Origin of the sequence: Leuconostoc fallax (genome assembly GCF_004354645.1) — a bacterium.
In the GTDB taxonomy this organism is placed as follows: Bacteria; Bacillota; Bacilli; order Lactobacillales; family Lactobacillaceae; genus Leuconostoc_B; species Leuconostoc_B fallax.
The window spans coordinates 336,664-354,825 of the sequence record NZ_PUFI01000014.1; the positions used below are offsets into that span (position 1 = coordinate 336,664).

The window sequence follows — 18,162 nt, forward strand, 5'->3', positions numbered from 1 at the left end:
GGAAATGCAACAAAGTGTTGCACTTAAAATATGACAGAAAAAGTTTTTAAATCAGGTTTCGTAGCCATTATTGGACGACCTAACGTTGGTAAATCAACACTTTTAAATCGAATTGTTGGTGAAAAAATTGCAATTATGTCTGATAAGGCACAAACAACGCGTAATAAAATCCAAGGTATTTATACAACAGATGACGCACAGGTCGTTTTTATTGATACACCAGGTGTCCACAAGCCTCAAAATTCATTAGGTGATTTTATGGTTAAGTCTGCCTTTTCTTCATTGCATGAAGCAGATGCCATTTGGTTTGTAGTGGATGCTAGTATGCCAAGAGGTCGTGGTGACGATTTTATTATTGAACGACTTAAAGAAATTAAAGCAACACCAATTTATTTGCTTATTAATAAAGTTGACTTGGTTGATCCACAAACCTTACTAGACATTATTGCAAGCTATCAAGTCGAAGCGCCTGAATGGCAAGAAGTTTATCCAATTTCTGCTACTGAAGGTGATAATGTACCCCAATTATTAGAAAATATTATTAGCATATTGGATGAGGGGCCACAGTATTTTGATGCTGATCAATTGACAGATCATCCGGAACGTTTTGTTATTGGCGAATTGATTAGAGAAAAAGTGCTACAGTTAACACGTCAAGAAGTACCACATTCAGTTGCGGTGGTCATTGACAAAATTGCACGTGAAAATGAAGAAAAGATTCATGTGCAAGCATCTATCATTGTAGAACGACCAACACAAAAAAATATCATCATTGGTAAGCAAGGTAAGATGATTAAGCAGATTGGAACACGTGCACGTCAAGATATCGAACGCCTTTTGGGTGATAAGGTATTCTTGGAAACATGGGTTAAAGTTGAACCGCGTTGGCGTGATCGTCCACAAGCACTACAAACACTGGGTTATAAGGAACAAGATTATTAAACTGGTTTGGTGCTTAGATATGGTGGATAAATCCTAGAAGAGTGTGTAGTTGAAGATGACATCATTTCATGGCATTGTGCTTTATACAAGGCAATATAAAGATAATGATTTATTAGTTCGTGTGCTAACGGAAACGGAAGGCTTGCGAACTTTTTTGGCTCGTGGTGCTAAAAAACAAAAATCAAAATTATCTGCTGGTGTACAAACATATACATTATCATTATTTGAAGGTGCACTACCTAAGCAAAATGGGTCTTTAGGTTATATTAATGATGTGCAAGATACCAAGCAATATACGCGATTGATAAAAGATATTGAGGCTAATGCCTATGTCGCTGTAATCGCTAGTTTGTTGGATGCGGCTTTTGAGGATGGAGAGCCGATAACACATTGGTATCAACAATTCGTCATCGCATTGGATAAAATCAATAACGGTGCTGATCCACAAATTATCACGAATATATTTGAAGTACAGTTATTAGTGCCACTAGGTGTAGCACCTAACTGGCGTGCAGATCCAATTGATGGTAATCAAGTTGGTATTTTTGACTACTCAGAAAAGTATAATGGTATTATCAGTGAAAATCATTTTGGCTTAGACGAACATCGGTTGCACGTTGATGCCAAAACCATTTTTTATTTGCGTCAATTTAGCACGATTAATTTAGCACAAGTTGGACATATTAAAGTGTCCAACATTACCAAACGTGGCTTACAACAAGTGATTGATTATATATATGATCGACAAGTTGGCTTCAAACCACGTGCAAAAAGATTCATTGAGCAAATGCATTCTTGGACAAATCAATTAAAAAAACTTCGAAGAACGGATAATTAATTATGGCTAATAAGAAAATTTTGGTTTTACATACGGGTGGTACGATTGCGATGCATCAAGATGGCGATGGGGATGTTGAAACAAGTGAAGAAAATCCACTCATTCAAGCCATCATTAAAATACCGCAAAATGTCACATTACAAGTGGAAAATATTTTTAATTTACCAAGTGAGCATATTGGTCCTAAGCATATGTTGGTATTATATCAGCGTCTGTTGAAAGCTAACAGTGAAGGCTTTGCGGGAATTGTTGTGACCCATGGAACGGATACTTTAGAAGAAACAGCTTTTTTCTTAGATAGTACGTTGGATATTGAATTACCAATTGTTCTAACAGGTGCCATGCGTTCAGCTAATGAGTTAGGATCAGATGGTCTTTATAATTATGAATCGGCAATCCGTGTTGCTTCGGATGAACAATCAAGTGGACGTGGTGTATTAGTTGTACTAAATGACGAGATTCATGCAGCACGTTTTGTGACTAAAACACATACAACAAATATTGCAACATTTGGGTCACCAATTAGTGGTGTGATGGGGATTTTGACAAAACGTCAAATTATCTACCTATATAATTTACCTAAACGACATGTCTTGCCTATTCATAATGTGAATCGTAATATTCCGGTGCTAAAAGCCTATGCCGGGATGGATGGACAATTATTGGAGTTATTGGCTGCGACGAACATTGACGGTATTATTATTGAAGCGTTGGGTGCGGGTAATTTATCACGTGAAGCTGCTACAGGTGTGAGTTATCTTTTATCGCGCCATATTCCGGTTGTGATTGTATCTAGAAGTTTCAATGGTGTGGCAGAACCTGTGTATGATTATTTGGGTGGTGGCGTGCAGCTGGAACGTGCAGGTGCTATATTTGCGACAAGCATCAATGGACAAAAAGCACGACTTAAGCTATTAATTGGTCTAGATAATCATTTAATTGATGAACGTCTTAGAAAATATTTACAAACATTTTAGGATGAATGACAAATAGAAAGTAGAGTGACCACTGAATATGACACCGCATTTAGTTGAAACAACACAGGATAAAATTGTTGAAGTCGTCAGTCAGCATATGACATCGCTTGCCAAAAAACAAATTGCTAGTACTCTGACATTATTAGAGGAAGGTAGCACTGTACCTTTTATTGCTAGATATCGTAAAGAAATGACAGGTAATCTAGATGAAGTCCAGATTCGTGATATACAACAAGTAGCTAAAAAGGTGAGTGAATTATCGCAACGTCAAAATGCTGTGTTGAAGTTAATTGCCGATCAAGGTCAATTAACTAAGCAGCTGAACAGTGCGATATTGAACGCAACTAGTCTTCAAGATATTGAAGACATTTATTTACCTTATAAGCAAAAACGACGTACCAAGGCGATGATTGCTAGGGAAAATGGCTTACAACCACTTGTAGATTGGCTTTTAACACATTTATCAGCTACACGAAGTCAGATTAATGCACAAGTGAATGATTATATCAGTGAAGCACTACCAACATCAGAATCTATCTATGACGGTGTTCATGAAATATTATCAGAGCAGATTGGGCAACAAGCATTATTCCGACAATGGTTGAGAGCACGTTTGGTACGTGATGGTGTTGTTTCAACAACATTAAAACGCGGTGCAGCAGAAAAAGATGAACAACAAATTTATCAACAATATTATGATTTTTCGGAAACGGTACCACATTTGAAACAAAATGGTTACCGTATCTTAGCCATCGATCGTGGCGAAAAGACTGGTATTTTATCTGTTAAAGTCACGTTTTCCGACGAACGCGCATTTTTCTTTATGAAAACGCAACTGATCAAATCAGTAACTGGATATGCTGCTGATTTGGTAATAGCGGCTATTGAGGATGCGTATAAACGTTTTATTTTACCCGCTGTAACAAGAGAAATACGTCAAGAACTGACACAACTAGCACAAGAAGAGGCGATTAAAGTATTTGGTGACAATTTATATCATTTACTGATGCAACGACCGCTGAAAAATAAAATCGTGATGGGATTTGATCCAGGGTATCGAACGGGGTCAAAGTTAGCGATTATTGATGAAAACGGTAAATTTTTATGTAGTCAGGTGATTTATCCGCATAAGCCTGCTAACAAGCAACAGCGTCAAGAAGCTGTGACATTATTTCAACAATTGATTACACAGTATGGTGTCCAATTAGTTGCGATTGGTAATGGGACTGCGTCACGCGAATCAGAGGAATTTGTGGCAATGCATAAGCCCGACCATGTGCAATATGCTATTGTTAATGAAGCAGGTGCTTCCGTTTATTCTGCTTCGAAAGAGGCGAGGGAAGAATTTCCTAATTTGCACGTAGAAGAACGGAGTGCTATATCAATTGGTCGGCGTATTCAAGATCCACTTGCGGAATTAATCAAAATTGATTCTAAATCTGTTGGCGTGGGACAATACCAACATGATTTGAACGTTAAAGCTTTAGATGAACAAGTTGATGTTGTTATTGAAACTGCTGTTAACCAAATTGGTGTTAATCTTAATACTGCTAGTCCCCAATTACTGACACACATTGCAGGACTTAATAAGACGCTTGCACAAAATATTGTTAATTATCGTAATACACAGGGGACATTTGATTCGCGAGCACAGCTTAAATTAGTGCCAAGATTAGGTGCAAAGTCTTATGAGCAGTCTGCTGGATTCTTGAGAATTGTGGATGGTAAAAATCAATTAGATAATACTGATATTCATCCTGAAAGCTATCATATTGCGCAACAATTATTAGAAAGAGTAAAGGGACATGCAACAGATAGTGCATTAACGGCTTTAGACAACGAAATGATGGCTAAAACGCTTAATGTGGGCCGTGAAACGTTACGAGATATTATTACTTCTTTGCGCCGTCCTGGTCGTGATGGTCGTTCGGAAATGACAGGGGCGCTATTACGCGCCGATGTATTGCGTATTGAAGATTTAAAAGTTGGCATGAAAATGCAGGGAACAGTACGGAATGTTGTCGACTTTGGCGCCTTTGTTGATTTGGGGGTTAAGCAAGATGGCTTGGTACACATTTCAAAGTTAGCACAAAAACGTGTAACGCATCCTTCGGAAGTTGTTGCCGTTGGTGATATTGTGGATGTTTGGATTGAAAGTGTTGATGAAAAGCGTCATCGCATCGGCTTAAGCATGATTGGTATTAACTCTTTGAGTGAATAAAAAACGTGCAAATATTATTTGCACGTTTTTTATTCTATGATTTGCAGTTGTCCGCGTACTTGGTTGAGGTTATCATAACCTTTAGCTTTTAAAATAGCAGTCAATTCATCAGTCACTCTGTCAAATACAGGGGTACCTTCAATTGCTAACTGTGAACCAATCTCGATGAGATCAGCACCACATAAGATGAGATCATAAACATCGCGACCACTCGTGACACCACCAGTACCAATAACTTTGATTGAACTGTTAAGACGTTGACGGAGAGCACGAACGTTAGCCAGCGCAGTTGCTTTAACAATTGTGCCACCTAACCCGCCAAAGCCGCCTTTAGGTTTGATAACAACAGTATCAGTTTCTGGATCAATGACTAGGCCATTACCAATTGAATTGATGGTGTTAACAAATGCTAGTGGGAACTGATTAAGAACTTCCGCAATTTGGTTAAAGTGAACAATATCAAAGTAAGGTGGTAACTTCACACCAAGATCGCCTGTAAAGAATGCGAATGCTTCTTCAAGAATAGCTTGTGTTGCTTCAAAGTCATAGGCTGTCTGTGGCTTACCGGGAACATTTGGGCAAGATAAGTTCAATTCAACAAGGCCATTGAAGTTGCTATCTTGTAAACGATGCAACATATCAATGTTTTCTTGTTTAGTGAGTCCAGCGATTGAGAAGAAAATAGATTTTGATGTTGTGTTTTGTTTGTCTAGAACATAGTCTAGATAGTAATCAAAGCCTTCATTGGGTAATCCCATTGAATTAATCGTACCAAGATTGTCTTGCATTTCATGGTAACGTGGTTTAGGGTTACCTGGACGAGGAGCTGTTGTCGCAGATTTTGTGACAACAGCGCCAGTGTTGCTAGTCTCTATAATTTGGTCCAACTCTTCAGTTGTTTGGCACATAACGCCAGCAGCATTTAAAAGGATGTGATCAAAGTGGTGATCGCGGATTTGGGCAGATAGTGTCATGGTGTTCTCCTACACAAAAGTATTTAAATTAATATAACACAAAATTGCCAATCTAAAAAGATAAGATGTGGGTATAATACTATTATGAAACAATTTAGAGTAGATAATTTAACAAGTACATATGGCGAGAAAGTCCTTTTTGACCATATTTCTTTCTTGATCACTGAGGGTGATCATATTGGACTGATTGGTGTTAATGGTAGTGGTAAAACATCGCTACTTAATGCAATTGCGGGTGTTACTAAGGCCGATTCCGGAGATATTCTCACACAAAATGACTATCGGATTGGCTATCTGAAGCAGTTGCCTGATTTAGATCCAGATGCAGTAGTTATGGATGCCATTCTTTCAGGCGACCAGCCAGTCTTTAAAGTGATTCGAGATTATACTTTTGCCTTACAACGGTTTAGCGAGCAACCCAACGATGATAGTATTGCGAATCAGTTTGAAAAAGCACAAGCTGCAATGGAGCAAGAGGATGCATGGACGACTGAAGCTAAAATAAAAACGATTTTAACGCAACTACATATGCCGGACTTACAGCATCGTATTAGTGAGTTGTCTGGTGGCCAAAAAAAGCGTGTTGGCTTAGCTCAAATTTTGATTCAAGAACCTGATTTGTTGATTTTAGATGAGCCAACGAATCATCTTGATTTTGATTCTATTGCGTGGCTGGAAAAGTACTTAGCTAACTATAAAGGCGCGGTATTAACCGTCACTCATGATCGTTATTTCTTAGATGCGGTGACAACACGTATTTTTGAATTGTCTTTTGGCAAATTATACGTGTATAAAGGGAACTACCAAGATTATGTTGTCGGTAAGGCAGAACGTGTCGAACAAGAAAAGGTGGCCGATCATAAGAAACAGCAATTGTATAAAAAAGAATTGCAATGGATGCGTAAATCTGCACGGGCACGAACGACGAAACAAAAGGGACGTGAAAATGCGTTTGCACAGCTAGAAAATGAAATGGGCCCTGTTGCTGTCGACGAAGATGTCCAGGTTAATCTTGGCCAGCAAAGATTGGGCAAAAAGGTTGTGGTCATCGAGGATGCCAAACTCCAATTTAATGATAAAATCATTTTGGATGGTTTTGACTTACGTGTATCTGCTGGAGATCGTATTGGTATCACCGGTGCCAACGGAGCAGGAAAATCAACATTTTTAAATGCCATTGCAGGTAAACAACCTTTGACCAGTGGGTTAATTCAACTTGGTGAAACGGTCAAAATGGCTTATTATACACAAATGACCGAAGCTATTCCTGATGATAAGCGCGTTATTGCTTATTTGAGTGATGTGGCAGAATCAGTCATTGATAAAGAAGGTAATCGGGTCAGTGTTTCAGAATTATTAGAACAATTTTTGTTCCCGAGCTTTATGCATGGGACACTGATTCGTAAATTATCTGGTGGCGAAAAACGCCGACTATATTTACTTAAATTATTATTACAACAGCCTAATGTTCTGTTGTTAGATGAGCCAACGAATGACTTAGATATTGGTACTTTAACCGTACTAGAAGATTTCTTGTCTCATTTTGCAGGTGCTGTCATTACTGTCAGCCATGATCGCTATTTCTTAGACAAGGTTGCTGATAAACTGTTTATCTTTAAGGGTGCTGGAAAAATTGAACGATTTGATGGTTTATTTAGTCAATATTTAACAACAGAAACACAGTCCGAACCATCGGTGAAAATACCTAAGAAGATCAATCATGAGACGCCGACAACACCAGTGAAAAAAAAGCTCACTTACAACGAAAAGAAGGAATGGGCAACGATTGAAGATGATATTGAACAGTTAGAATCACAAATGAGTCAAGTAAGCGATGACATGACACATAATGGTACCGATTATGTTAAATTAGGTGAACTTCAAAAGCAAAAAGAATTATTAGAACAACAACTTGATGAAAAGATGGGCCGCTGGGAATATCTCAGTGAAATTGTTGAATCATAAAAAGCACTCTTAATGAGTGCTTTTTTTCTTTTGATAGTACCAACCAAACGGGACGGTGCTTTCAGTACCGTTTTTAATACGCACAATGTTTGTGCGATGGCGATAAAAGACGAAGATGGTTAAGCTGACAGCGACAATTGTTAAAATCCAATCATGATAATATAAAGAGCTAAGGGTTGCAAAAGTAAAAGTTACCATAGCGCTCATGGATACCATTGAACTGATAAGTAGTGTCAACACAAATACCAACACAATAAGTAAGAAGAAACTTGGATTATAAGCTAATAACACACCAGCACTTGTTGCAACAGCCTTACCGCCTTTAAATTTGAGCCAAATGGGGTAGGTGTGACCAATAATAGCTGCGAGTCCAACTAACATTGCGTTAATATGACTGTCGAATATCATCGGCAACATACCAGCAAGAGTTCCTTTTAGCAAATCAAGTAGTAAGACTAATGTTCCAGCTTTTGGACCTAAAACACGAAAAGAGTTTGTCGTACCAATATTACCTGAACCGACTTTTCGGATATCAACATGATAAAATAGTTGACCAATCCACACGCCAGGAACTAATGATCCTAGTAAATAGGCGAGTATAAATATTAATATTGTGATAATCATTTTTTATTTTGCTCCTCAAATAATGCAAATTCAATTTTACCACATTAGTAGATGACATAAACAACATTTAAGTATTTCACAATAATTATGCTTGTCAGGGTTTGCTTTTTCAATTAATATAAAGTAGATTGTGTTTATAGGCAGTCAAGCACACATGCTATTAAAGTGAAAGTAAAATGTACGTCATCATATTTTAATTTAATGATTATTGGGTACGCTTAAGATATATGGTAAAAAATAACGAATATAATTCAGATTCAATTAAAATTTTAGAAGGCTTAGAGGCGGTTCGTAAACGACCAGGAATGTATATTGGTTCTACAGATGGCCGTGGCCTGCATCATTTAGTATATGAAATAGTGGATAATGCGGTTGATGAAGCGTTGGGCGGTTTTGGCGATGAAATCAATGTAACGATTCACGAAAATAATGCCATTACAGTTCAAGATTTTGGCCGTGGAATGCCAGTTGGTATGCACGAAAGCGGCAAACCAACACCTGAAGTTATCCTAACAGTGCTACATGCGGGTGGTAAATTTGGACAAGGCGGTTATGCGACATCAGGTGGGTTACATGGTGTTGGTTCATCAGTGGTTAATGCTTTATCTGAAAGTTTGCAAGTGACAATTGTTCGTGAAGGACATAAGTGGGAAGAGGACTTTGTAGACGGTGGTAAACCTGTAGGAACCCTGCGTGATTTAGGTAAAACCAAAGAACATACTGGGACTATATTGACGTTTAAACCGGATGCCAATATTTTTTCGACAACTGTTTATAAATATGAAACATTGGCTGAACGATTACGTGAATCGGCCTTTTTAATGAGCGGCGTTAAGTTCACTTTAACTGACGAACGCGTCGATCCAATTCGGCATGAGGCCTATCACTATGATAAAGGGTTAGAGGCTTTTGTTGGCTTTTTAAATGAAGATAAGGGCACCATTGGGTCGATTATGACTTTTGAAGGTCAGCAAGAAGGGATTATTGTTGACGTTGCCGCACAATACAACGATGGGTATTCTGAGACGTTATTATCGTTTGTGAATAATGTTCGAACACAAGATGGTGGTACTCATGAAGCTGGGTTCCGTTCGGCATGGACGAAAGCTTTTAATGAGTATGCACGTAGAACTAACTTATTAAAAGATAAGGACAAAAATCTTGAAGGTTCAGATGTGCGTGAAGGTCTATCTGCCGTCATTTCTTTGCGGGTGCCAGAACAATATTTGCAGTTCGAAGGCCAAACGAAAGATAAGTTGGGCACACCTGAAGCACGCGGTATCGTTGACGCCATTGTGAATGAAACGCTAAGTCGTTTCTTAATGGAAAACGGTGATTTTGGACAAAATCTTATCCGTAAAGCATTACGCGCGCGTGAAGCACGTGAAGCAGCACGTAAAGCACGTGATGAAAGTCGCACTGGCCGTTCTAAAAACGCCAAAGAACGATTATTGTCCGGTAAACTATCGCCGGCACAATCTAAGAATGCGGCTAAAAATGAACTCTTCTTAGTTGAGGGAGATTCAGCCGGTGGTTCTGCCAAGCAAGGTCGAGATAGAAAATTTCAAGCTATTTTACCGTTACGTGGAAAAGTTTTGAATACGGAAAAGGCAAAATTAGCAGACATCTTAAAAAATGAAGAAATTTCGACATTGATTTATGCTATTGGTGGTGGTGTTGGCGCTGACTTTAAGGTTGCAGATGCAGCTTTTGACAAAATTATTATTATGACTGATGCTGATGATGATGGTGCCCATATTCAAACGTTGTTGCTAACGTTCTTTTATAAATATATGCGACCACTAATAGAAGAAGGCAAAATTTATATTGCTTTGCCACCATTGTATCGTGTGAAGTTTGGTTCTAAAAAGCATGATGATCAGTTTGCTTGGACAAATGATGAGCTTGAAACGATTACAAGCCAGACAACTGGTCGTTATGAGCTAACACGCTTTAAAGGTCTGGGTGAGATGAACGCTTCATTGCTTTGGGAAACAACAATGGATCCAGAGTCACGGACACTGATTCGTGTGAAAATTGATGACGGTGTTTTGGCTGAAAAAAGAGTCACAACCTTAATGGGTGATAAAGTTGAACCACGCCGTAATTGGATTGAAGCTAATGTATCGTTTACTTTAGATGAAGCGGGATCGATATTGGATACCGTCGATGGCGACAGTAATAGTAGTGCTGTATTTGAAAAGACACGTCAAAAGCAAAAGAACATGCAGTCTAAGACAACAGCGACAAAGGCAATCCCAAAGCAATCTGATACTCAGCCTAAGATTACGACATGGCAAAACGATGCGACATCATCGGATACAAATGAATCGACCAACTTAAATTTATTTTAGAAACATGATGATATAGAGAGGAAAAAGTGTATTATTCAAAATACACAGTAACTATATGGCAGATCGTATAACCGAATTATCGTTAGAAGCTGTTATGGGAGAGCGGTTCGGACGTTATTCAAAATATATTATTCAAGAACGTGCTTTGCCGGATATCCGTGATGGATTAAAGCCGGTTCAGCGGCGTATTTTGTTTGCAATGAATCAGGATGGCAACACGTATGATCATCCGTATCGTAAGTCGGCAAAATCTGTGGGAAATGTTATGGGTAATTTTCATCCCCATGGCGATTCATCGATTTATGAAGCAATGGTCCGTTTATCACAAAATTGGAAAGTACGTGAACCATTAATTGATATGAATGGTAATAACGGTTCTATTGATGCTGATCCACCTGCAGCTATGCGTTATACTGAAGCGCGGTTATCAAAAATTTCTGGTGAAATACTAACAGACTTAGATAAAGAGACAGTTGATATGGTTTTGAACTTTGATGATACAACCTATGAACCAACTGTTCTGCCTTCACGTATTCCTAATTTATTGATTAATGGCGCAACGGGTATTTCTGCGGGATACGCAACTGAGATACCACCACATAATTTAAAAGAAATTAGCCAAGCTCTGATTTATCTCTTAAGTCATCCTAATGCAACGATTAAACAGTTAATGCGCTACGTGAAGGGGCCTGATTTCCCAACAGGTGGTATTATTCAAGGTTTAGATGGTATTCAAAAAGCTTATGAAACAGGACGCGGTAAAATTATCGTTCGCGCTAAGACAATCATTAGTGATCTTAAAGGTGGTAAGAAAAAAATTGAGATTACTGAATTGCCATACGAAGTAATTAAGGCTAATTTAGTTAAGAAGATTGATGATATTCGTCTGAATAAAGAAGTTGCCGGTATTACAGAAGTGCGCGACGAGTCAGATCGTGAAGGGCTATCGGTCGTTATTGAACTTAATAAAGATGCCAATGCGACAGGAATTTTAACTTACCTATTTAAGAAAACTGATTTACAAATATCATATAACTTCAATATGGTGGCTATCCATAACCAACGACCAGTTCATGTTAGTTTACGTGATGGATTAGAAGCATTCCTGGACTTTAGAAAAGAAGTTGTTTTGAAGCGTTCAGCTTACGAATTGGCTAAAGCCCAAGCACGACAACATATTGTTGAAGGCTTGATTCGCATGTTATCGATTTTGGATGAAGTCGTTGCAACGATTAGAGCATCAAAGAATCGCAAAGATGCGACTCAAAATTTGATCACAGCTTTTGCGTTTACACAGCAACAAGCTGAAGCAATCGTCACGTTACAACTCTATCGTTTAACCAATACAGATGTGACTCAGTTGGAACAAGAGTTTGCTGATTTGAAAGCTAAAATTGATCGTTTGCAATTGATTTTGGATGACGAAGCGACATTAAATGCTGTGATTAGTGATGAAATTAAAGCGATCGTGAAAGATTATGCCACGCCACGCTTATCCGTAATCGAGGCGGAAGTGGAGAACTTAGTTATTGATAACAGTGTCATGATTAGTGAAGAGAATGTCGCTGTATTGATTTCACGTAATGGGTACTTTAAACGGTCTTCATTGCGTTCTCATCAGGCTTCAGGCAACGAAAACGGTTTAGCTGAAGATGATGTGGTTGTGTTGGAGTCAACACTTAATACAACGCAACATTTATATATGTTTACTAATAAAGGCAATGTCATCTATCGCGCAGTGCATGAATTGCCAGAAATGCGTTGGAAAGATTCTGGTGAACATTTTTCTCAACAACTAAGTAACTGGTCGAGTGATGAAGTGATTCTGAAAGTCATTGTTGTAGATGATTTAGCTGGTCAAGGGACATTTGTCTTGGCAACCAACGATGGCTATATTAAACAAACAGCACTATCTGATTTACAACCAAGTCGTACTTATAAGAAAAAGACAATTGTGGCGATGAAGTTGAAAACAGCAGCTAGCTATATTGTAGATATCGATTATGTGACAACATCGATAGATGTTGATGTCTTGTTACTATCACATGATAGCTTTGCTTTGCGTTATAGTCTTGATGAGGTACCTGTAGTTGGTGCACGAACTTCTGGAGTCCGTTCAATGGATCTCAAGGGAGAAGATGAAGTCGTTAGAGCATTGCTGATTCGCGATAAAAAACAGCAGGTCGCGATTACTGCCATGAATGGTGCATTTAAGTACATGCCAGTAAAAGAAATCACACCATCTTCCAGAGCGCGTAAGGGTGTTGCTATTTTTACTCAAAAGAAGACGGTTGCTTATCATGTTGCAACAGCGACTTTATTTGACGATCAAGTAAAAGCCTTGTCCATACTAACGAATCGTTATCAGTTGCAAGAGTTGCAGTTGAGTGATTATCATGGTTCTCAACGTGTTGGCAATGGTCAATACGTCGTTGACATTGAGAAGAATGGCACACCTTGGATGATTAAGCCGTTAACCTTAACAACGACAAATGCTTAATTATTTGGTAGAATGGAACTATAAATTTAGAGGAGAAAGGTGCGCGTCCACAGTTTGTGTGCCCAATAAGTATATGAATTGTGGCATAGCACACGATTAAATGATTATGGTAAACACACTTGTTTTTGGACACAAAAATCCTGATACGGATACAATTGCATCAGCTATTGGTGCTAGCTATTTATTGAACCATGCTTATGGTGAAGATACAGAAGCCGTTGCACAGGGTAAGCCAAACGCGGAAACACAATTTGCGTTGGATTACTTTGGTGTATCACCTTTACGTATTATTACATCAGCAGATACTGAAAATGTTGTGTTAGTTGATCATAATGAAGCAGCACAATCCATTGATAACCTAGCTGACGTTCATGTCGCTGGTATTTATGATCACCATAAATTTGCCTTTAGCACATCCACACCACTTTATATTACAGCTAAGCCATGGGGCTCAGTTTCTACTATTCTTTTTTATGAATATAAGCAAAATAACCTTGAATTACCACGGGAAATTGCCGGACTCTTACTCTCTGGTTTGATTTCAGATACTTTGCTGTTAAAGAGCCCAACAACGACTGACTTTGATCGTCAAGCATTGCCAGAATTGGCTAAAATGGCTCAGGTAGAGGATGTCAATGCCTATGGCCTTGGCCTCTTGAAGGCTGGTACTGATCTATCATCACGTTCTGATAAGGAATTGATTGATGGGGATGCTAAGTCATTTGAGATGGGCGGTAAGTCATTCCGTATTGGACAAGTTAACACTGTTGACATTGATGATGTTTTGGCACGTCAAGCAGGTATTGAATCAGAGATGCAAGCTGAACGTCAGGCAGAGGGATATGACAACTTCTTATTTGTTATTACGGACATTTTGAATTCTAATTCAAAGGCGATCTTTTTGGGTGATGCTAACGCAGAAGTTAAGGCAGCATTCGCTGGCGATCTGGTAACGAATGTTATCGATTTACCAGGTGTCGTTTCACGTAAGAAACAAGTTGTACCACCATTAGAAAAGCAATTCTAAACCCATTATTTTAACTAGAATATTCAAAGATGTTGTGCCGTGTGCGCAGCATCTTTTATTTTGTCCAAAATTAATACGAGTTGGTGAGTAGCGTGGACATCGCCCTTCAAACGACGTATACTCAAAGATGCATTTAAAAAAATCAAAGCGATGATGCTTTGGACTGGTTCGAAAACTTCCCAGTAATAAAAAACCAAGAATCTTCAATCATTAATGAGAGGTAGGAAATTTAGATGCAGAAACAAAAAGTAATTATTGATGCTGATCCGGGCATTGATGATGCGATGGCACTTTTACTGGCTGTTAATTCACCAGAGCTAGACATTCTCGGCATTACAATAGCTGAGGGGAATGTCCCCACTGATTTAGGTACAACAAATGCTCTTAAAATTTTGAATTGGGCACAACGCTTGGATATTCCGGTGTATAGTGGTGCTAAATCCCCGCTTAAAAAGGCCTATGTTAGCGCTCAAGACACACATGGTGATAATGGCTTAGGCAATGCTGACATACCGCCTGTTACGGATGCACAGCCTCACAGCGATGCACAGCAATTTATCAATGAGATGCTGATGACGCACCGCGATATGACGATTATTGCTTTGGCACCACTAACCAATATTGCTTTAACTTTAAAAAACAATCCAAAAGCTTGGCAAAATATTCAACGGTTTATTGTGATGGGCGGTACATTTAAAAGCCATGGTAATACATCGCCCGTTGCTGAGTACAATTTTTGGGTAGATCCTGATGCCGCACAATATGTCTTTGATCATATGCCGGTTAAGGTAGAGATGGTTAATTTAGATGTCACGCGACCTATTGTGTTCACACCGAATTTATTATATTTTGTGAAACAATGTCATTCAGAAGTGGGCGAGTTACTAGGTAAAATTTTACCTTTCTATTTTGACTTTCATTGGGAACAAGAGCAAGTGATTGGTGCGGTAATTAATGATCCGTTAGCTATTGCTTATGCAATTAATCCTGACAGATTTGCTCGAGGGTTTGACGCTTACACGACAGTATGCACAGATGGTGTAGCGATTGGGCAATCTATTGTTGATGTCGGCGATTTTTGGCGCAAAACGCCTAATAGCTACGTACTAACAGATGTTGATGCCTCAAATTTTATGGTATTCTTTTTGTCTAGAATTACACATTTACCCGAAGAAATATTAGCTAAAACAATCACACAGATTATGGTGGAGACTAATACACATGGGTAAGAAGATTTCAACGCAAATTTTAACCTTGATGGCACTATGTATTGTCCTTAATATTGTTGGTGGTCATTTAGCATTATATCTGCATCTTGTGATTTATTTGGATACCATTGGTACGATTTTATCAGCGGCATTATTAGGGCCGGTTGCAGCGTTAATTGTTGGATTTTTAACGGCACTAATCAATGGTTTAACTGGTGATTTATTTTCAATCTATTACATGCCATCACAATTGATTGTTGCACTAGTAGCTGGCGTAATGTTTAGACGAATAGGCATTCAAAACAAAAAAAGTTTATGGTGGCTGGCGTTCATCATATCTTTACCAGCGACGATTGTTAGTACTGTAATTACGGTTATCTTATTTCATGGGATTACGTCATCTGGATCCAGTTCATTAGTTCAAATTATGTCGGGTCTTGGTATGAATCAGGCGTTAGCTGTCTTTTTGGTACAAGTTGGCACGGATTATATTGACCGTCTTATTGGTATCTATATTGTTGCTGTAATTTATATCATTATGAAGAAAAGAATGATGATACATCGTTAAAAAAGAAAACATAATCAAATATGGTAAAAGCCCTTTACACCCGTACATTTGTTATGTATAATAAATATCTGTATTGACAAGCAAATTAATTTTTAATAAACCACACTAAGGAGCAAGGATTATGCGTATCCACGTCGTTTTAGGCAATGATGAAACTGGTGAGCGTATTTACTTGACGTCAAAAAATCGTCGTAATACGCCTGACCGCCTGGAGTTAAAGAAGTACTCACCAAAACTTCGCAAAGTAGTGACATTTAAGGAGATTAAGTAATTTATGGCAAAGAAGTCAAAGATTGCAAAGGCAAAAAAGATTGAAGCAATGGTTGCTAAGTATGCTGACAAGCGTGCTGAGTTGAAGGCCAAGGGTGATTACATCGCTTTGGCAGCATTGCCAAAGAACTCATCACCTGTACGTGCACATAACCGTGACCAAATTGATGGTCGCCCTCATGCTTATATGCGTGAATTCAAGATGTCACGTTTGAACTTCCGCCAATTGGCACACAAGGGTCAAATTCCTGGTGTGAAGAAGGCTTCTTGGTAAAATTCATTTTTTACAATTGATGAAGTGGTAAAAACGCCGAATGGCGTTTTTATTTTGGGCTCATCATAAATATGTTAGAGTAGACAATAGTGGTTCGTAACCATCCCACTTAAAAAAACTAGGAGAATTGAAAATGAAACAAAATAGAGCACGTGAAATCACATTAACAGCAATTGTTGCAGCTATCTATGCAGCAATTACATTAAGTATGATGCCGATTGCTTTTGGACCAGTCCAATTACGTTTATCAGAAGGTTTGAATCATTTATCAGCTTTTAATAAACGCTATATATTAGCTTTGGGACTAGGCGTCTTTATTGCTAATTTCCTATCACCCACATCACTTGGATGGGTCGACTGGGTATTTGGTACGCTAGGAACGGTCATTATGACTGCTGTTACTTACTGGTTAACACGGCGTGTGACAAATACGATAATTAAGATATTAATTTCGACAATTGTGGTATCAACGTTAGGAATGGCAATATTAGCGGCTGAATTTGTTTTAGCCTTTAATTTGAGCGTTCACAATGCTTTTCCTTCAGGTAGCAATGGTGGTTTAGTGGCGCAATGGTGGGCATATTATGTGACTGTTGTACCTGGAGAATTGGCATCTTTGATTGTTGGTGCTGTTGTGATTTTTGCTTTAAGTAAGATTGTTGATTTAGCGAAATAAGATGATAGATCAAAATTATTCAAATCAAAATGTTCTGATAACCGGTGCAGCGTCAGGTATTGGATTAGAACAACTAAAATTATATTTAGAAGCGGGCGCAAATGTTTTTGCAATAGACCGTCAAAATATTCCGATAGAACATGCACAATTAACCAGCTACAAGTTAGATATAACAGATCATCAGAAATTATCTGAAATAGCAGCAGCTATTGTACAGCAAGTATCTCATATTGATATTTTGTTGAATACTGCTGGTAAGCTAGATGATTATACGCCTTCATTAGAAACAAGTTATGCATCTTGGCAAGATATGATTGCAACTAATTTAACGCCGATGTTTATCTTATCTAACAGTGTGCTACCTGGCATGTTAGCTAATGGCTATGGTCATATTATTAATATGTCCTCCATTGCAGGACTGGTTGCTGGTGGCGGTGGGGCAGGTTACACAATGACCAAACATGCGATTGCAGGATATACAAAACAATTAACATATGATTATGCTCATAAGGGGATTCATGCTAATGCAATTGCACCTGGTGCGATTCAAACACCCATGAATCATAAAGATTTTGAAAATGGCGGTGAAATGGCAAAACAAGTTGCTGATGAAACGCCAGCTGGGCGATGGGCGAAACCCGAAGAAGTTGCGCATTTAACACTCTTTTTAACTAGTCCTCAAGCAGATTATATTAATGGTTCAGTAGTACCGATTGATGGTGGCTGGACCGTAAAATAAAAAAG

At 38.5% G+C, this 18,162-nt stretch carries 16 protein-coding genes and 2 riboswitches; of the genes, 14 read left to right on the forward strand and 2 right to left on the reverse strand.

Features of this window, described 5'->3' with window-relative positions:
• Positions 1–30 precede the first annotated feature (30 nt).
• From era to C5L23_RS05920, 4 genes are read left to right on the forward strand one after another with little or no spacing between them, the layout of a single operon-like run.
• A complete protein-coding gene (era, locus tag C5L23_RS05905) occupies positions 31–942 on the forward strand; it encodes a GTPase Era (RefSeq protein WP_133264428.1) in 912 nt (303 codons plus the stop codon).
• A 55-nt stretch (positions 943–997) separates the two neighbouring features.
• Positions 998–1,780, forward strand: a complete 783-nt coding sequence (gene recO / locus C5L23_RS05910) for a DNA repair protein RecO (protein ID WP_133264429.1) — start codon at positions 998–1,000, stop codon at positions 1,778–1,780.
• Between the two features lie 2 nt (positions 1,781–1,782).
• Entirely contained in the window at positions 1,783–2,757 is a 975-nt protein-coding gene (locus tag C5L23_RS05915; protein WP_010007579.1) for an asparaginase, read from the forward strand.
• 37 nt (positions 2,758–2,794) lie between these two features.
• Positions 2,795–4,978: a Tex family protein gene (locus tag C5L23_RS05920; RefSeq protein WP_010007576.1), complete on the forward strand. Its 2,184-nt coding sequence runs from the start codon at positions 2,795–2,797 to the stop codon at positions 4,976–4,978.
• Between the two features lie 29 nt (positions 4,979–5,007).
• On the opposite strand, the gene C5L23_RS05925 is transcribed toward C5L23_RS05920, so the two are convergent.
• Complete coding sequence (locus C5L23_RS05925) at positions 5,008–5,952, reverse strand: dihydroorotate oxidase (RefSeq protein WP_010007574.1); 945 nt, start codon at positions 5,950–5,952, stop codon at positions 5,008–5,010.
• Positions 5,953–6,036: 84 nt separating this feature from the next.
• On the opposite strand from C5L23_RS05925, the gene abc-f reads away from it, so the two are divergent.
• Positions 6,037–7,917 (forward strand): ribosomal protection-like ABC-F family protein, encoded by a 1,881-nt coding sequence (gene abc-f / locus C5L23_RS05930; protein WP_133264430.1) that lies wholly within the window; start codon positions 6,037–6,039, stop codon positions 7,915–7,917.
• Positions 7,918–7,926: 9 nt separating this feature from the next.
• On the opposite strand, the gene plsY is transcribed toward abc-f, so the two are convergent.
• Positions 7,927–8,541 (reverse strand): glycerol-3-phosphate 1-O-acyltransferase PlsY, encoded by a 615-nt coding sequence (gene plsY / locus C5L23_RS05935; protein ID WP_133264431.1) that lies wholly within the window; start codon positions 8,539–8,541, stop codon positions 7,927–7,929.
• 227 nt (positions 8,542–8,768) lie between these two features.
• Here plsY and parE point away from each other — a divergent pair, with 227 nt between their 5' ends.
• The 9 genes from parE to C5L23_RS05980 all read left to right on the forward strand — a co-directional run bounded on the left by parE (position 8,769) and on the right by C5L23_RS05980 (position 18,157).
• Complete coding sequence (gene parE / locus C5L23_RS05940; RefSeq protein WP_010007571.1) at positions 8,769–10,895, forward strand: DNA topoisomerase IV subunit B; 2,127 nt, start codon at positions 8,769–8,771, stop codon at positions 10,893–10,895.
• A 55-nt stretch (positions 10,896–10,950) separates the two neighbouring features.
• Positions 10,951–13,395 carry a DNA topoisomerase IV subunit A gene (gene parC / locus C5L23_RS05945; protein WP_133264432.1) on the forward strand — a complete coding sequence of 815 codons (2,445 nt, stop codon included), beginning with the start codon at positions 10,951–10,953 and terminating at the stop codon, positions 13,393–13,395.
• A 106-nt stretch (positions 13,396–13,501) separates the two neighbouring features.
• Entirely contained in the window at positions 13,502–14,422 is a 921-nt protein-coding gene (locus C5L23_RS05950) for a manganese-dependent inorganic pyrophosphatase (RefSeq protein ID WP_029508638.1), read from the forward strand.
• A 157-nt stretch (positions 14,423–14,579) separates the two neighbouring features.
• Positions 14,580–14,625, forward strand: a riboswitch (PreQ1 riboswitch).
• A 30-nt stretch (positions 14,626–14,655) separates the two neighbouring features.
• On the forward strand, positions 14,656–15,651 hold the full coding sequence (locus tag C5L23_RS05955) for a nucleoside hydrolase (RefSeq protein ID WP_010007569.1): 996 nt from the start codon (positions 14,656–14,658) through the stop codon (positions 15,649–15,651).
• Positions 15,644–16,198, forward strand: a complete 555-nt coding sequence (locus C5L23_RS05960) for an ECF transporter S component (RefSeq protein ID WP_133264433.1) — start codon at positions 15,644–15,646, stop codon at positions 16,196–16,198. The genes C5L23_RS05955 and C5L23_RS05960 overlap by 8 nt, the downstream gene beginning before the upstream one ends.
• A 121-nt stretch (positions 16,199–16,319) precedes the next feature.
• Positions 16,320–16,469, forward strand: a complete 150-nt coding sequence (gene rpmG / locus C5L23_RS05965; protein ID WP_002815032.1) for a 50S ribosomal protein L33 — start codon at positions 16,320–16,322, stop codon at positions 16,467–16,469.
• 3 nt (positions 16,470–16,472) lie between these two features.
• The gene (gene rpsN, locus C5L23_RS05970; protein WP_010007562.1) at positions 16,473–16,742 is read left to right on the forward strand and encodes a 30S ribosomal protein S14; all 270 of its coding nucleotides are present in this window, start codon (positions 16,473–16,475) and stop codon (positions 16,740–16,742) included.
• An 83-nt stretch (positions 16,743–16,825) separates the two neighbouring features.
• Positions 16,826–16,870: riboswitch (PreQ1 riboswitch) on the forward strand.
• 5 nt (positions 16,871–16,875) lie between these two features.
• Positions 16,876–17,418 carry a QueT transporter family protein gene (locus tag C5L23_RS05975; protein WP_010007560.1) on the forward strand — a complete coding sequence of 181 codons (543 nt, stop codon included), beginning with the start codon at positions 16,876–16,878 and terminating at the stop codon, positions 17,416–17,418.
• A gap of 1 nt (position 17,419) precedes the next feature.
• Positions 17,420–18,157, forward strand: coding sequence for a 3-oxoacyl-ACP reductase (locus C5L23_RS05980; protein WP_010007558.1), 738 nt, complete (start codon positions 17,420–17,422; stop codon positions 18,155–18,157).
• Positions 18,158–18,162 lie beyond the last annotated feature (5 nt).

Excerpts from the sequence above, each read along its gene's own strand:
- abc-f (WP_133264430.1), top strand. The coding sequence starts at position 6,037 with ATGAAACAATTTAGAGTAGATAATTTAACAAGTACATATGGCGAGAAA.
- parE (WP_010007571.1), top strand. The coding sequence starts at position 8,769 with ATGGTAAAAAATAACGAATATAATTCAGATTCAATTAAAATTTTAGAA.
- C5L23_RS05920 (WP_010007576.1), top strand. The coding sequence starts at position 2,795 with ATGACACCGCATTTAGTTGAAACAACACAGGATAAAATTGTTGAAGTC.
- C5L23_RS05975 (WP_010007560.1), top strand. The coding sequence starts at position 16,876 with ATGAAACAAAATAGAGCACGTGAAATCACATTAACAGCAATTGTTGCA.
- C5L23_RS05915 (WP_010007579.1), top strand. The coding sequence starts at position 1,783 with ATGGCTAATAAGAAAATTTTGGTTTTACATACGGGTGGTACGATTGCG.
- era (WP_133264428.1), top strand. The coding sequence starts at position 31 with ATGACAGAAAAAGTTTTTAAATCAGGTTTCGTAGCCATTATTGGACGA.
- parC (WP_133264432.1), top strand. The coding sequence starts at position 10,951 with ATGGCAGATCGTATAACCGAATTATCGTTAGAAGCTGTTATGGGAGAG.
- C5L23_RS05955 (WP_010007569.1), top strand. The coding sequence starts at position 14,656 with ATGCAGAAACAAAAAGTAATTATTGATGCTGATCCGGGCATTGATGAT.
- recO (WP_133264429.1), top strand. The coding sequence starts at position 998 with ATGACATCATTTCATGGCATTGTGCTTTATACAAGGCAATATAAAGAT.
- C5L23_RS05960 (WP_133264433.1), top strand. The coding sequence starts at position 15,644 with ATGGGTAAGAAGATTTCAACGCAAATTTTAACCTTGATGGCACTATGT.
- rpsN (WP_010007562.1), top strand. The coding sequence starts at position 16,473 with ATGGCAAAGAAGTCAAAGATTGCAAAGGCAAAAAAGATTGAAGCAATG.
- C5L23_RS05925 (WP_010007574.1), bottom strand. The coding sequence starts at position 5,952 with ATGACACTATCTGCCCAAATCCGCGATCACCACTTTGATCACATCCTT.
- C5L23_RS05980 (WP_010007558.1), top strand. The coding sequence starts at position 17,420 with ATGATAGATCAAAATTATTCAAATCAAAATGTTCTGATAACCGGTGCA.
- plsY (WP_133264431.1), bottom strand. The coding sequence starts at position 8,541 with ATGATTATCACAATATTAATATTTATACTCGCCTATTTACTAGGATCA.
- rpmG (WP_002815032.1), top strand. The coding sequence starts at position 16,320 with ATGCGTATCCACGTCGTTTTAGGCAATGATGAAACTGGTGAGCGTATT.
- C5L23_RS05950 (WP_029508638.1), top strand. The coding sequence starts at position 13,502 with ATGGTAAACACACTTGTTTTTGGACACAAAAATCCTGATACGGATACA.